The organism is Wolbachia endosymbiont of Oedothorax gibbosus, from assembly GCF_936270435.1.
In the GTDB taxonomy this organism is placed as follows: Bacteria; Pseudomonadota; Alphaproteobacteria; order Rickettsiales; family Anaplasmataceae; genus Wolbachia.
This window is the reverse complement of the sequence record NZ_OW370567.1, coordinates 1,075,034-1,089,793: the sequence shown is the minus strand read 5'-3', so window position 1 is coordinate 1,089,793 and position 14,760 is coordinate 1,075,034. Positions and strand designations below refer to the sequence as shown.

At 37.4% G+C, this 14,760-nt stretch carries 13 protein-coding genes and 3 pseudogenes; 12 read left to right on the top strand and 4 right to left on the bottom strand.

Annotation, left to right across the window (positions count from 1 at the left end):
* Nucleotides 1-11: 11 nt before the first annotated feature.
* The 4 genes from NBW39_RS05500 to NBW39_RS05485 are packed head-to-tail and all read right to left on the bottom strand — an operon-like array spanning nt 12 to nt 2,794.
* Complete coding sequence (locus NBW39_RS05500) at nt 12-527, bottom strand: hypothetical protein (RefSeq protein ID WP_236514467.1); 516 nt, start codon at nt 525-527, stop codon at nt 12-14.
* Between the two features lie 32 nt (nt 528-559).
* Nucleotides 560-1,363 (bottom strand): AAA family ATPase, encoded by an 804-nt coding sequence (locus NBW39_RS05495; RefSeq protein WP_250294784.1) that lies wholly within the window; start codon nt 1,361-1,363, stop codon nt 560-562.
* A 22-nt stretch (nt 1,364-1,385) separates the two neighbouring features.
* Nucleotides 1,386-2,201, bottom strand: coding sequence for an ATP-binding protein (locus tag NBW39_RS05490; protein WP_250294783.1), 816 nt, complete (start codon nt 2,199-2,201; stop codon nt 1,386-1,388).
* A 56-nt stretch (nt 2,202-2,257) separates the two neighbouring features.
* On the bottom strand, nt 2,258-2,794 hold the full coding sequence (locus NBW39_RS05485) for an RNA polymerase sigma factor (protein ID WP_250294782.1): 537 nt from the start codon (nt 2,792-2,794) through the stop codon (nt 2,258-2,260).
* Here NBW39_RS05485 and NBW39_RS05480 point away from each other — a divergent pair.
* From NBW39_RS05480 to ltrA, 12 genes and pseudogenes are all read left to right on the top strand, one after another.
* The gene (locus tag NBW39_RS05480; RefSeq protein ID WP_250294781.1) at nt 2,782-2,964 is read left to right on the top strand and encodes a hypothetical protein; all 183 of its coding nucleotides are present in this window, start codon (nt 2,782-2,784) and stop codon (nt 2,962-2,964) included. The genes NBW39_RS05485 and NBW39_RS05480 overlap by 13 nt on opposite strands.
* Nucleotides 2,965-2,996: 32 nt before the next feature.
* Nucleotides 2,997-5,093 (top strand): AAA family ATPase, encoded by a 2,097-nt coding sequence (locus tag NBW39_RS05475; RefSeq protein ID WP_250294780.1) that lies wholly within the window; start codon nt 2,997-2,999, stop codon nt 5,091-5,093.
* A 1,121-nt stretch (nt 5,094-6,214) separates the two neighbouring features.
* Nucleotides 6,215-6,691, top strand: coding sequence for a crossover junction endodeoxyribonuclease RuvC (locus NBW39_RS05470; RefSeq protein WP_250294779.1), 477 nt, complete (start codon nt 6,215-6,217; stop codon nt 6,689-6,691).
* Nucleotides 6,692-6,804: 113 nt separating this feature from the next.
* Complete coding sequence (locus NBW39_RS05465; RefSeq protein ID WP_250294778.1) at nt 6,805-8,043, top strand: DNA modification methylase; 1,239 nt, start codon at nt 6,805-6,807, stop codon at nt 8,041-8,043.
* A gap of 7 nt (nt 8,044-8,050) precedes the next feature.
* Nucleotides 8,051-8,536 (top strand): hypothetical protein, encoded by a 486-nt coding sequence (locus NBW39_RS05460; RefSeq protein WP_250295768.1) that lies wholly within the window; start codon nt 8,051-8,053, stop codon nt 8,534-8,536.
* A 172-nt stretch (nt 8,537-8,708) separates the two neighbouring features.
* Nucleotides 8,709-9,863: pseudogene (locus tag NBW39_RS05455) on the top strand (phage terminase large subunit family protein); the annotation flags it as partial.
* A gap of 59 nt (nt 9,864-9,922) precedes the next feature.
* A protein-coding gene (locus NBW39_RS05450; protein ID WP_250294670.1) for an IS5 family transposase occupies nt 9,923-10,715 on the top strand; the annotation gives its coding sequence in 2 pieces (ribosomal slippage) (nt 9,923-10,186 and nt 10,188-10,715; 792 coding nt in all).
* A gap of 31 nt (nt 10,716-10,746) precedes the next feature.
* On the top strand, nt 10,747-11,265 hold the full coding sequence (locus tag NBW39_RS05445) for a hypothetical protein (RefSeq protein ID WP_250294777.1): 519 nt from the start codon (nt 10,747-10,749) through the stop codon (nt 11,263-11,265).
* Between the two features lie 22 nt (nt 11,266-11,287).
* A pseudogene (locus NBW39_RS05440) lies at nt 11,288-11,644 on the top strand (hypothetical protein); the annotation flags it as partial.
* A 94-nt stretch (nt 11,645-11,738) separates the two neighbouring features.
* The gene (locus NBW39_RS05435) at nt 11,739-12,611 is read left to right on the top strand and encodes an IS982 family transposase (protein WP_250294632.1); all 873 of its coding nucleotides are present in this window, start codon (nt 11,739-11,741) and stop codon (nt 12,609-12,611) included.
* A 16-nt stretch (nt 12,612-12,627) separates the two neighbouring features.
* Nucleotides 12,628-12,834, top strand: a pseudogene (locus NBW39_RS05430) (hypothetical protein); the annotation flags it as partial.
* Between the two features lie 483 nt (nt 12,835-13,317).
* Nucleotides 13,318-14,652 (top strand): group II intron reverse transcriptase/maturase, encoded by a 1,335-nt coding sequence (gene ltrA, locus NBW39_RS05425; protein ID WP_250294776.1) that lies wholly within the window; start codon nt 13,318-13,320, stop codon nt 14,650-14,652.
* Nucleotides 14,653-14,760 lie beyond the last annotated feature (108 nt).

Below are 14,760 nucleotides of genomic sequence, written 5' to 3'. Positions count from 1 at the left end.
TTTTCAATTTTTTAATTCCAATTAACTGTTGCCTTCATAAAACTCGCGTAACTACCATATTCTGGAGTAATCACTGAGATGATCTTATTTTTTTCACCATATCCACTAGTTTCCGTGCCAATCTTAACTAAACATTCCAGGCCATTTAGTTCTGAAATGGATTTAATTTTACGGGCAAGATTTGCTTCTTCTCGATCATCATGAGGATAGATATTGCGAGCTGACTCCAAAATACTCCTAATCATCGAACGACCCATTTCTCCCCAGACATCTTCTCCATTTTCGTTGAGTTTACTCCCTTGAATACCAAAGATTTGATAGATCTTACGTTTTGAGTATGGTCCTTCTACTACAGTAAATTCGAGATTTAAGTAAATGCTGCCAGTATTTTTACTTTTCGTGAGTAAGCCATTTGGTTCATGACCTCCAGGACAAATTTTAACCAATACTTTTGCTATGGTACCCGCTGGTATTAAGCTACTCCTTGGTTTCGCAGTATTAAAATCAGTTAAAAAATCTGTTAGCATATTGTTCCCTATAAATTAAGTAAAAAAAAGAATCAACTCCATTGGTCTACAAGCTGCCAATGACCATTTATCTTATCAACAAGCTTACTTGCCACACGTTCACCATTACGCAGTTCAAATACTATCTGACGTACAGTACTTTCATCATCTTGAGAAAACATCACCATGCCAGTACTATAAAATCCCCTCAAAGAACCAGCTCCGCTTAAACCCTGAAATGGATCTTCTTCCAGCATCTTTTTTGATAATTTTTTTGTATGATGAGTGAGTACAATGCAAGCATCTGGATTGACAGCACTGCGTAGCTTTTCAAGAGTCTTTTGCAGAAAAAACAGCATAGCACTGTTATCATTTTCATTTCCATACTCACTGCTAAAGATGTTACGCAATGGATCTATGGCCAAAACATCAGGTTTAAAGCGTTCTTTCACGATTTCCTTGATTTCACTTATTTCATCATGATTAAATGATAAATGCACTTTTGGCGTAATGATTAAGTTGTTAGCAGCTACATTCAAAAGTTCGTTATCAAGTTGAAGTTGTTGCAATCGTTCTTTCATATATTCATATTCAATTTCAGTTTGCATGTAGAAGATCTTCAAAGGTCTACTCGGCGTCATGCCAAGAAACGAAACTCCAGCAGCCATGTGGACAAGCCAAGAGATCAAAAAGTCACTTTTGCCGATTTTAGGTGGGCCACCCAGTACCAACAAACCTCTTTTAGTTAGAATTCTAGGGGAAATTATGTCCTCTGGTATTGGCGTTTGATCACTTAAATACTCCTTTACGCTGAAAAAGGGGATTTTTTGACCGATATTGAAAAAGCTTTGTTCCATATCACTCCTTTTAAAATTAAATTTAGGCAACAGAAGCCAAGGTTTTGGCTTTAATTTTCGCAAGTAATTTACCTAAATGCGGTTCTTCAACCATATTCAGGCAGCCACTGCGATCTTTAGCGGGATATCCCCAAGAGTTAATAGTCTGACAGACAAATGAACGTTTCTCTGTACCATCATCTTTCTTGATTCCAACCATGCTAATTACTTCATCAACAATTCCAGGGAGTTCACTGGCAGTTTTAGCCCCTTCACATTGAGGAAGCCAGGTTGGACGATTGAAATCATCAAGATACTGACCTAAAGTGCCAACTATGATGATGTCTTTATCCCGAATATGTTGAAACTGATTGAGCCATGCCATCATCTCCTGAGCAAGTGTTCCGTAAGCAGCTCTCATGTCCTGTTTCCCTGATTTCTCAGAAAAAGCTTCAGGTTGCATCTTTGCCCAAAGTAGACATAAACGTGATGCAACGGTTATACTATCGATAAAGATAGAGCGGTATTTAGAAATCTCCGAAAGAAGATCTTTGTACTTACCAGATACATGCTCATAGTGTCTTTGACTATATGCTTGATCAGATTTTAATGCAGGGTTTGGACCACCAATAAGGCAAGCTACATCCCGTGCTTCATTCCAGGTACGAATACTGATAGAATCCCCTTTCCACTCCTGAACGGCTAAAAGTCCTGCTTCAAAATCAAGACAAAGTGTTGTTGACTCATCAAGAGTTTTAAGTAGACTGGTTTTGCCAATTCCGTAAGGTCCAAAGATTACTATCTTCACACCTGTTACCATTTTTACTCTTTCTTCGCTGTTTATTATTTTTAAAGTCATATATCGTGGCCCTCCTATAAGAGTTATACTAGAACTGTTACTTATTGTTTGATTTGCTAAAAAAAATTTTTTATGTGCCGTCTTATTCGTTGCAAAGTGTTATAAACCGTTGTGCGTGGTATTCCATTTATTTCAGCTATTTCTGGAACACTGAAAAATTCCAGTTGTCTGCATAGTACTTGCCATTCTTGGGGTAGTGTTGAGATAACGTCGTTCACATCAATACGAGTTGTTATTTCAGTGATAAAACGACATCTATCATCGACCACTTCATGTAGCTCATCAGGATCAACATAGAATATACCTTGTCTGCCGCCGCGTTTTTTGCAGAGTTGCTTATTGATTAAATTAATAGCTCGACACTTAATAAGTTGACATACAAAGGTAGAAAAAGAGCTTCTACTTTCGTCATATTTCTCAATAGCAGGCCAAATCATACAGAAAAGTTCTTGCTCAATATCTTCAAGACTTTCATGAACAAAACACTTTAAGTTTTTTATACATTTTGCGTAATGTCTAACGTATTTAACAATTATGGGATCAATTCCCGAGTAAGAATTCTTTGATTTCATAACTTTTCTTGAATAATTCACTTCTTCAAGAATGGTTGTTTTCGGAAACTAATTGTAATTGCGGAGCAAAATTAAATAATTGTGATGCGATTTTTAACTTACTGATATTCTATGCTTTTTTTTCTGAGAATAATGGCGATAGCAATTTAAATAATGGTGATGGCGCACAACAAGCAGCAATTACAGTATAAATCATATAAGAAATGATTGAAGGTTTTGAACTATGAATTTCGGTTTAAGCAGTGAAAGATTAAAAGCAGAACTATTGTTGCAGATAAGATCGTGTCTTTCGTATTTACTACCTAATGGCACTTTTTGCAGAAATGAGTTTCAAGTAGGGGATATCTGGGGTAATAGAGGAAAAAGTTTAAGAGTAGAGCTAAGTGGCAGTAAAGCCGGGTTATGGAATGATTTCGCAACCGGGGACGGTGGTGACATTATCGATCTTTGGGCGGCTGTGCATAGAAAAAACGCCAGGACAGAGTTTTCTGAAGTAATGGCTTCTATAAGTGAATGGCTTGGCAAACAACACACTAGAGAAAAAAAGAGTATCAAAGATCTAGAACAGCACCTGACTTGTAGCTGGAATTATTACGATGAAAACAACCAAGTTATTGTTATAGTTTACCGATATGATCCACCTGAAGGAAAGAAAGAATATCGTCCATTTGATGTTAAAGAACTGAGATTTAAAGAGCCAGATGTAAGGCCACTCTATAACATTCCAGGAATTTTAAAGTCTGATAAAGTTGTTCTGGTTGAAGGGGAAAAATGTGCTGAAGCGCTTATAGAACAAGGTATCACAGCTACAACAGCAATGTTCGGGTCGAATGCATCTCCTGATAAAACAGATTGGACACCGCTTAAAGGTAAACATATTGTCATTTGGCCAGATAATGATGAAGCAGGCAAACGATATGCTGAAAATGCTGCCAAAAAGCTGTCAGATCTTGGTGTTGCATCACTTACCACTCTTAAGATTCCACAAAATAAACCAAAAGGTTGGGATGCTGCAGATGGTGTGTTAGAAGGAATAAATGTTGAAGAGTTTTTGGCTTCAACCCCATGTATAAATTTACCTGCTACTAGTACTCCAACTACTGATATTCTAAAGACGAAGAGATTTGTTTCATTTCCTGCAAGACAATATTTGAGTGACAAATCACCAATGCCGGAGGATACAATTGCCCCAAGAATCTTAACTCCAAGAGGGCTTTTAGTCTTTGCTGGTGCACCTAAGGTAGGAAAAAGTGACTTTCTTATTTCTTGGCTTTTCCATATGGCATCTGGAGTTTCATTCCTTGATATGGTGCCTAAGAGACCTTTAAGAATCTTCTATCTTCAGACTGAAATTGGTTACCATTATATGCGTGAACGGGTACAACAACTAAAACTTAGTGAGGAATTGATAGAGTTTGCTGCAGATAATTTGATAATTACGCCACAAGTAAAGATGCTTTTAAACGATGATAGTATGGATGAGGTTGTTGCTGAAATAGAAAGGTCATTTGGTTCAAACACAGTTGATGTTATTGCTATTGATCCACTGCGTAATATTTTTGATGCTGGTGATAATGGTAGTGAAAATGACAATAATGCAATGCTCTTTTTCTTACAAGAGAGAGTTGAAAAGCTAAGGACATTAGTCAACCCAGATGCAGGGGTTATTCTAGTGCATCACACGAAAAAGATACAAAAGAAATCATTAGAAGAAGATCCATTTCAGAGTTTCAGTGGTGCTGGTTCGTTAAGAAGCTTTTATACTACGGGAATGATAATGTTTAAGCCAGATGAACGGCAAAGTAGTCGTCAACTGATGTTTGAATTACGTAATGGTCACGCTATTCCATCAAAATGTGTTGATAAAATCGATAACTGCTGGCACATACTTGATTATGAGTCACAGAGACTGATACATAAAGATTATGGACAAAAATTAGATGCAGAGCGTTCTCGTAGATATGATATTATACTGCAATTAATTTACGACGAGGCGAGAAATAGAGGGAAAGTATATACAATCAATACATTCTGTGAGGTATTTGAAAATAAAGCAGGTCTTGGTAGTAAAAACTCCATTCGTGAACGCATTGATGTTCTTGCTGCAAAAGGTTACATTAAGTTTAACAGGAATGATAAAAATGCTGAAAGAAGTAAATATGGAATACTTTGTGTTGAGGATATGGAAAAGAAAGTTACAAACCAACTAAATAAGGATATTACAGTGTATGAGAAGATTTTACCAACCGATTACAAATCGCCAGAATATGGCAGTATTATGCCAGTTGAAGATTCAAACACTTGGCTTTACTATAATTAGATCTCTTCTACTAATTTAATCAGCTACAATATTGATTATTTCAGACTCCAGAACTCTTCAGTCTTGGCAGAATCTGGTGCAGTTTATGAGATCTGGTACTTTCTGGTAGTAAAAAAATGCTAGATTTTCAATGGTTTAAGGGTTGACAGATTTCTGAGCTGTAATCTGGTTTAGGTGGCAAAAAGCTTAGAAGTATTGCGGGGTTTTGACCAGTCTCCAGTTTCCAAAATTTCCTATTATTATATAATAATAATATAGTAGTATGACTTTAAAACATACTACTCTGTTCGTTTCTCTTTTATTAACCAGTCTAAAATAATAAGCTATGGAAAGCTCTCTTTCAAAGTTATCTGATAAAAGAAATGAAAGACAATGCTCAAAAAAAACAAATGACCGTAATTGCGTTTTAAGACGATTCTATGATCTGAGAATAGAAATATACCACCCTGACCTAACTAACGCTTGTAACACCCTTTAAAAGGCAAATGAAAGGTACTCTTAATGATTTCATTGGTGCAAATAAACTTACGTGTAAGTTTAACGTCATTTTTATTCATTGTAAAGAAAAAATTTGTATGAAGGTCTTATTTAGAAAACTCACTTTGCAATAGCTTTACTTCTACCATAAGTTTAACAGGCTTCAGAAGGCTCTTACTCTCATCTTTTTTTTATGCTGATAAAACTCAAATAAACACTGAGTTTGGTCAGGTCTCCGTGGAATACTCAATAGCCTCTTGGTATCTGATAGCAAAAGAAAGAAGTGTAATCTGAGGTGGGCTTTTGGTGAATTGAGAAATTTTCAATTCTTTCAAACGACTTATTGTTTTTTCAAATCTAGCTCATATCAACTTTTTGGAAGAAATAACTTAACTAAAACAAAAAATTTTAGTGCAAATCAAATTTCTGACCTCATTTCTAGTATATATCTGTTAAGAGGTGGTTGAAAGAGCTACTATAACGTAGACAACCTCGACCCACATACTTCTTAGGGGTAGCACATGATTCTTGGATTTCCGTTGTTGGCCAATAAAAAAACTATAAACCGCTTTTTGATAGTACATTTTGACAGAACCAAACGATATTTTGGGAATCGGTGCTACTCATAGTTTTAAATAATGAATATGTCAATTTTAACACTCGACCTCGGCAAACAAACCGGCTGGGCTATTTTCACTGATGGAGTAATTCAAAGCGGGAGCGAAAGTTTTCATGGTAGCCGTTTCAGCGGAGGTGGAATGCACTTCTTAAATTTTCGTAGGTGGCTCAATGAGATGAGGGAAAGATTTTTAGATATTGAAGCAGTGTATTTTGAAGAAGTAAGAAGACATCTTGGAACTGATGCTGCTCATTGTTATGGTGGTTTCTTTGCCGTCTTAGCTGCTTGGTGTGAGGAGAACAATATTCCCTACCAAGGTGTTAATGTTAAAACTATCAAACGCTTTATAGCTGGTAATGGTAATGCAAGCAAAAGTGAAGTTATTGAAGCGATACGTGAAAAAGGTTTTTCACCTCGAGATGATAACGAAGCAGATGCTTTGGCATTGATGTTTTACGTTAATAATTTTAGTAAAGATTTTAATATGCTAGATAGCACATAGGAAATGGGTCCTTTCGGCCAGCCTGGCGGGTTTGCTGGGTTTGACCCCAGGCCTTCTTTAGCGTCAGAGATATTTTAAATATTAACTTTTTAATTATTAAGAATTTAAATTATATGAACTTAGCAATCCACTACTATCCTATTGAAAATCTTGTTGAATATGAGCGTAACCCTCGTAAGAATGACGATGTAGTAAACAGGATGTGTGCTTCAATTCGGGAGTTTGGTTTTCGTATTCCGATAGTTGCAAAAAGCGATGGAACTGTGGTTGATGGTCATTTAAGGCTTAAAGCAGCAAGAAAGCTTGGCATGGAAAGTATTCCAGTGGTGCTCAGTGATAACTTAAGTGATGGACAAACCAAAGCTTTTCGGTTACTGGCAAATCAATCAGCTAACTGGGCAAAGTGGGACGATGATCTTTTAAAGGTAGAAATTCAAGAATTAGAAGATCTGCAGTTTGACCTTAAAATGACAGGATTTGAGCTAGAAAAAGTTCAACGCTTTCTTGATAATATTGATGGAAGGGAAGAACAAGGGGAAAAGGGAGAAAAATTTTCTGATTTAGCTGGTGATGACAAAAAAGTGGAAATAACAAAACCAGGTGATCTATGGATTTTAGGTGGTCATCGAATCTATTGTGGTGATAGCTGCGAAGTTGAATCGTTTAAAGCGGTACTGGACGATAAAATGGCAGATATTACCGTGTGTGACCCTCCGTATAACGTAGCATATGGTGCTAGTCAAGAAAGAGAAGACAAAAAGATATTAAACGACAATCAAGGTGAAAAATACGAACTTTTTCTGTATGACGTTTGTACTCATGTTTTAGCAAACACGAAAGGGGCAATTTACATCTGTGCATCATCATCTGAGCTTTCGACCTTGCAAAAAGTATTTGAAGAAGCAGGTGGTCGTTGGTCAACATTTATCATTTGGGCAAAGAATCATTTTACGCTAGGAAGATCTGATTATCAAAGGCAATACGAAGCAATGCTTTATGGGTGGAAGAGCGGTAATAAACGTGAGTGGCATGGTGGTAGAAATCAAAGTGATCTGTGGTTTTATGATAAGCCAATACATAACTCACTGCACCCAACAATGAAGCCAGTAGAGCTAATGGAAAGAGCAATAGTAAACAGCAGTAGACCAGGAGATATAGTACTTGATCCATTTAGCGGCTCTGGAAGTACGTTGATTGCATGCGAGAGAACAGGAAGAATCTGCAGGACGATAGAGCTAGATCCCAGGTTTGTAGATGTAACGATAAAGCGTTGGCAAGTGTACGCAGGTAGAGATGCAGTTTTAGCAGGTAATGGAAAGACTTTTGCACAAATTCAAGAAGAAAAACAGTGAGAAAAAAGTGGAAAAAATAACGCAGACGGAATGGGCAAGAGAACTGGGAGTTTCAAAGCAATACGTCTGTTATTTAGTAAAGAAAGGAATCGTTGAATTGGAGGATGGTTTGATCAATAGAGAACAAGCAAATGAAGCAGTAGCAGCAATAAGAGATCCAAGTCAGCCACTGAGGAGAAAAGGTGGAGAAATTGAGGAAAAAAGGGGAAACACCAGTGAGCTCTCTACCATGCTGCTAAAAACCCGGATAAAAAATGAAATGGAGCGGGGAAAACTGCTGGAGGCAAAGGCAAAAGCCGAAATTGGTGAACTTATCTCAGTAGAAGAAGTAAAGACCGAAGCATTTAACGTGGCAAGAGTTGTCCGTAATAATTTGCTTAACATTCCAGATAGGGTTTCAGCGTTACTAGCATCGATAAATGACACAGAGAAGATCCATGAGACACTGACTGAGGAAATCAGAACTGCGTTGGAAGAGTTAGTATTTCAATGATGACATACAATTTAAAATTATTAAGGAATCGTTTTATCGCCTTAGTGAGCCTAATTCACATATTAGTTGCAATAATGATTTTAGGTAAAGCTTCAGCAGATACTTATTGTAGGGGGAAAATACCTTTTTCTCTTAGCTGTGTAAAAGTACAAAAATTGCAGCAGATGGCATTATGATATATAGCAGTAGTTTTTATGCAGGACTGAGGCCCGATCCACCGCTAAAAGTATCAGAGTGGGCAGATAAGAACCGTCAGCTTTCAACAATAGCATCATCAGAGCCAGGGAAATGGAGAACAGAGAGGACGCCGTACCTTAAGGAGATAATGGATTCACTATCTTCATCTTCGCCGACTGAAAAAGTGGTATTCATGAAAGGAGCACAAATTGGCGGAACAGAAGCTGGGAACAACTGGATAGGGTACGTTATTGATCAGACGCCAGGGCCAATGCTAGTAGTACAGCCGACAGTAGAAATGGGCAAGCGTTGGTCCAAGGGAAGATTTGCACCACTGATTGAAGATACGCCATGTTTAAGGAGTAAAATAAAAGATCCAAGGTCGAGAGATTCAGGCAATACTGTGCAGAGCAAAGAGTTTCCTGGAGGAACGGTAGTAGTAACAGGTGCCAACAGTCCAGTGGGTCTGCGCTCTATGCCGGTAAGATATCTTTTTCTCGACGAGGTTGATGCATATCCAGGAGATTCAGGAGGAGAAGGAGATCCAGTTTTACTCAGCATTGCTCGAACTAATACATTTACGCGGAGAAAAATATTCTTGGTTTCAACGCCAACGGTTCACGGAATAAGCAGAATAGAGAGAGAGTTTGAGAGTTCAGATAAACGATACTTTTTTGTACCTTGTCCAGATTGTGATCACTATCAGGTGCTGAAATGGCCACAAATAAAGTGGAAGGATAAAAATCCAAATACAGCGCACTACGTGTGTATAGAATGTAGCGGCAAAATAGAAAACCATCAGAAAACAGAGATGCTAGCTAGAGGTGAATGGAGAGCAACGAGGGAGGAGGGAAAAAAAGAGGCAAAAGAAGGGGCAAAAATAGGATTCCACCTTTCAAGCTTGTATAGCCCAGTTGGTTGGTATAGCTGGAAACAAGCAGTAGAAGATTATCTGCATGCAAAGGAAAATGAGCAATTACTGAAAGTTTGGATAAACACCACACTTGGAGAAACCTGGGTAGATAAAGGAGAAGTACCAGACTGGAAGCAACTATTTGAGCGTCGAGAAAATTTTCCGATAGGCATGGTGCCAAAAAGTGGAAAAATAGTATTGACGGCAGGGGTTGATGTACAAAAAGACCGCTTAGAACCTGTTCATAATCTCAAAAAAGTGATAAACTATGAGATGATGTATATGAATAAGGATATATGAGAAATTTATACCCAAGTGACATAAGTCGAGAACAATTTGAAAAAATCAGATCAATTCTGGAGAGTAGTAGGAAGAAAACAAAACCAAGAAAACTTGATTTGTATGATGTATTTTGTGCAGTGCTGTACGTCCTAAAAAGTGCCTGTCAGTGGAGAATGCTGCCAAAAGATTTTCCAAAATGGCGAAGTTGTTACGAATATTTTAAAAAATGGAGTGAAAAACCAAGCGAAGATACAGAAAGTACTTTGGAGCGTGTATTAAAAAAAATTAGTTGGAGAGACACGTATCAGCAATGGTCGGAAAGAAAGAACTAGTTTTTGTATAATTGATGCTCAGAGCGTAAAAAATGCAGATACTGCTGAAAATAAGGGCTACGATGCAGGTAAAAAAATTTCAGGAATAAAGCGCCATATTGCAGTAGATACACAAGGTTTACCACACGCGATTTATGTAACAACGGCAGAAGCAACCGACCGCAGCAGTGCCATGAAAATGGTCGAAAATGCTAAAGAAAAACTCTCTGAAGTTAAAAATATACTTGTTGATGCAGGCTACACTGGAGAAAATTTTGCAACACAAATAAAAGCAACTATTGGTTCGACGGTCGAAGTAATAAAGCGAAGTGAATTACACACCTTTGTTGTACTGCCAAAGAGATGGGTTGTTGAGCGCTCTTTTGCTTGGTTGGAAAAATGTAGGCGTTTGTGGAAAAATTGCGAGCGGAAACTCAACACTAGCTTACAAATGGTCGTTCTTGCTTTCACTTCTTTACTCCTTAAAAGATTATGAACAGGTTCTAAGAGGGAATGAAGGTAAGTTTGTGTATCAGGAAGGATTTTTAAGTGTGGTAGATGCTGAGCATTCGCAAAATTTTTACCCTTATACATTACTGGGAGGAATGTTTATAAAGAATACTACAAGTCAAGATATAAGCAGAACATTGAATTTTAGTGGTTCATCACTCTGGCGATTGTACCCTCCATTTTTAGACACTATATTGGGAGCAAGATTATTTGTTGGTACGCCAAACAATGTTAATACTAAGGAGGTTTCAAGCATTACTTGGAATGAAGTGTATAGCTGCAAACAGAACTTAGAATTTAGCGACTCAGCTACTATTAATATTCCAGCCAATAAAACGGTGGTGATCTTATTTTATACATCAGCTTATCTTTCTTCTTTTAACCCTTTTCATGGTGGGTATAGCTTTTTCATGGAATGGGGCATCCATAATTTTCGCAATAACTTTTTAACTGCAGGACTTGAGGTAGATATGGAAAGAACATTGAAGGCTTGGCAATGCCCAGGATTAGATGCCACCCACAAAATCTGGAATTGATACCAAAAAACAGAAAAAAACAATGCCAATTTATATTCATTTTGAAAATAACAAACAAGTTGAAACAACAACGCTGACTACTAAACCAAAAGGTGAAAACTGGTATGAAGCGCCAAAGAATTTCGACTGGCAAAAGAGTTATCGGTTAACAGAAGGAGGGAAAATTGTTGAAAGGAGTAAGGAGGATATTGAGCTGGAATTACTGGAAACTGCGAAACTTTCTGCACTTGATAGCATCCGTGTTTATTTTAATCATTATACTAACAAATACGCAGGATATTCTCATCAGAAGCTTAAGTCGTATGAAATACAAGCAAAAGCCGCAGAGAACATTTTAGCATCACCAGAGTCTATAAATAAGAAAGATGCAGAAATTATAACCTCAGTTATGGATTAGAAAATAGATAAAAGTATAACTAAGAAGAGGGAAACAGGGTAAACTCGAGTATTTTAGTAATAATAAGAGGTTACCCATGAAGAAAGATATTACAGAACTGTACTGTTGCGTCGAGGATTTTTGTCGTGCGGTAGATGATAATTTTGCAAATAGGTTCTTATCAAACGGCAAAAAACCAACCAGAGTACCAGAAATAGCGCACTCAGAAATTCTAACCATAATCCTATTATACCATAAATCACCATGTAAAAACTTCAAGGCTTTTTATCTTTGTTATCTTCAGTTATTCTATAGATCAGAGTTTTCAAAGCTGCCTTCATATCACAGATTTATTGCCTTAAAGCCGCGAGTTTTGTGGTATTTAGCATTACTTTTGCAATGGTTTTGTGAACAAGCAAAAATGACCGGGATTTCCTACATAGATTCTACTTCAATAGCAGTATGCCATCGAAAAAGAATCTCAAGAAATAAGGTTTTCAAAGGATTAGCAGAGTTAGGAAAGAATACTTACGGCTGGTTTTTTGGTTTTAAATTACATGTAGTAATCAATGAAATAGGTGAAATTCAAGGTGTTACGCTAACCAGAGGTAACGTCGATGACAGAAAACCTGTACCAACTCTAACCAAAAAACTAACTGGACTTTTGTTTGGAGATAAGGGCTATATAAAGAAAGAGCTCTTTGAGAAACTATTCGATAGAGGTCTAAAACTCGTCACTAAAGTGAAAAAAGGTATGAAAAATGCACTGATTTCGCTGAAAGAGAAGATTTTACTAGGGAAAAGATCGATTGTTGAAACGGTTTTTGGCTGCCTAAAAAACAAATTTGAACTTGAGCACACTCGGCATAGATCCACAGTAAATTTCTTGGTACATATTTTTTCTACCCTCATTTCTTATTCAATGCAATCGAAAAAGCCCTGTATTTCTCAGCTTTACTTCGTTGGTTAATCCATAACTGGGGTAAATTATAGAGCCATTAGCAAAAGTCCGTGATGTTACGGTTATTGAAATGGCAAGAATAATTCAGGAAAAAGCAAAAAGAGCGAAAAAAGCAATAATCAAGTGCGAAGAATTGGTGGATATAGCTGAAAGGGAAATCGGTGAAGCTAAAAGTAAGGAAGAGCTGCAAATTTTGCTAGATGATTGTAAACAAAAAATGCAAGAAAGTTGAAAAGGGGAAAAAGAAATGACAGGTGCGCCAAGAAGTGCGTAAGGAACAGTTGGTGGAAATCCAACACAGGTAAAGCTTAGCCAGCAACCTGGAACAGACTATTATGCTACGCAAGGTAACGAGCGTAGTAAGGCTAATGGAATGGACAATATAGGATACAACGAAAGTGAAGGTATTGAGTCTCGAAATTTTTTATGACATGGAGGTCGACGCTTTCTGTCAGGCGGAAGACAAAATAAGTGATAACGGTAAGGCAAGATATCACGTGCTCCATCGGGATCTAAGGCCGTGTCATGTATTGAGATGGAACTTACGTAAACTTGGGAGATCCTTTGTGCTCCTACCAAGGTACGTTGGAACAAGTCAACAAAGGCAAGAACTAACGAAAGGCACAAAGGAAGTCGGACTGACTGATAGTACTCAGAGTGTGGGAAAGCTACATACAAGGGAAAGCGGTCAGCAATGTAGTAACTGGTTTAGGGATTGATATGCCAATACAACGGAGGTTGGAATAACATGCAAGGGAAACTAAATCAGATAGCAGTAAGAGCCAAGCAAGATAAACGATTAAAATTTACATCGTTAATCTATCTGATAAATGCGGAGAATCTTGCTAAGTGTTATAAAGAGCTAAAACGTAACAAGGCTTGTGGTATAGATCAAGTGACAGTGGAAACCTATGGAGAGAATCTAGAAGAGAAACTTAAAGCACTAGTAGATAGTATGAAGAGAAAACAATATCAACCGCAACCAGTGAGAAGGGTATACATACCCAAAGCCGGGAGCGGAGAGAAGCGCGGACTTGGAATACTATCGACTGAAGATAAGTTGGTGCAGATAATGCTAAAGAAGATATTGGAAAATATTTATGAAGCAGATTTTCTGGACAGCTCATATGGATTTCGACCAGGTAGAAACTGCCACCAAGCGATTAAAGTACTGGATAAAGCAGTTATGTACAAACCAATAAACTATATTGTGGAAGTAGACATCAAGAAGTTCTTTGATAATGTTCGACATAAATGGTTAATGAGATGCTTAAGAGAGCGTATAGCTGATCCGAATGTACTGTGGTTAGTGAAAAGGTTTCTGAAAGCAGGAATAATTGAAATAGGGCATTATAAAGCAACCGATCAAGGAACACCGCAAGGCGGCATAGTAAGCCCTATATTGGCTAACATATATTTACATTATGTACTAGATCTATGGTTTGAAAAGAAATTTAAAACTCAGATCAAAGGATATACAGAGCTAATAAGGTTTTGCGACGATTTTGTAGTGTGTTGTGAAAGTGAGGAAGATGCAAAGAAATTTCTAGAGTTACTAAAACAAAGGTTAAGCAAATTTGGGTTGGAAGTATCTGAAAGCAAAACAAAAGTAGTGAAATTTGGCAGAAAAGAATGGCACCAAGCAATAAGAGAAAAGCGAAAGACGGAAAGTTTTGACTTCCTAGGATTTACGCATTATGGCGGAAAAAGTCGAAAAGGTAGATTAATCATGGGGCATAAAACCTCAAAGATAAATCTTGCTAGAAAACTTAAAGAAATCAAAGAATGGATAAAAACAGTCCGAAATCGTGCTCGTCTTAAAGATTGGTGGCAGAAACTTAAAGTGAAGCTAATAGGACACTATAACTACTTCGGCATTAGTGGAAATTATCAAGGTCTTATGCAATATTATTGGCCGATAACGAAACTGGCATTTAAATGGGTGAACCGACGTAGTCAAAAGAAAAGTATGGATTGGAAACAATTTAATTACTATTTGCTAGTTAACCCATTACCTAAGCCAAAAATATGTTTTTCTTTGTATACATAGGAGGATTACTGTGAACACTATTATTGTGGAGCCGTGTGCGGGAAATCTGCATGCACGGTTCTTATGGGGGAGTTATAGAAGTAAAGCTCAATCGGGAGGTTTTGAACT

What these genes read in the sequence shown, in the direction of transcription:
- NBW39_RS05435 (WP_250294632.1), top strand. Translation starts at nt 11,739, where the DNA reads ATGAAGAAAGATATTACAGAACTGTACTGTTGCGTCGAGGATTTTTGT.
- NBW39_RS05465 (WP_250294778.1), top strand. Translation starts at nt 6,805, where the DNA reads ATGAACTTAGCAATCCACTACTATCCTATTGAAAATCTTGTTGAATAT.
- NBW39_RS05470 (WP_250294779.1), top strand. Translation starts at nt 6,215, where the DNA reads ATGTCAATTTTAACACTCGACCTCGGCAAACAAACCGGCTGGGCTATT.
- NBW39_RS05475 (WP_250294780.1), top strand. Translation starts at nt 2,997, where the DNA reads ATGAATTTCGGTTTAAGCAGTGAAAGATTAAAAGCAGAACTATTGTTG.
- NBW39_RS05495 (WP_250294784.1), bottom strand. Translation starts at nt 1,363, where the DNA reads ATGGAACAAAGCTTTTTCAATATCGGTCAAAAAATCCCCTTTTTCAGC.
- NBW39_RS05490 (WP_250294783.1), bottom strand. Translation starts at nt 2,201, where the DNA reads ATGACTTTAAAAATAATAAACAGCGAAGAAAGAGTAAAAATGGTAACA.
- NBW39_RS05500 (WP_236514467.1), bottom strand. Translation starts at nt 527, where the DNA reads ATGCTAACAGATTTTTTAACTGATTTTAATACTGCGAAACCAAGGAGT.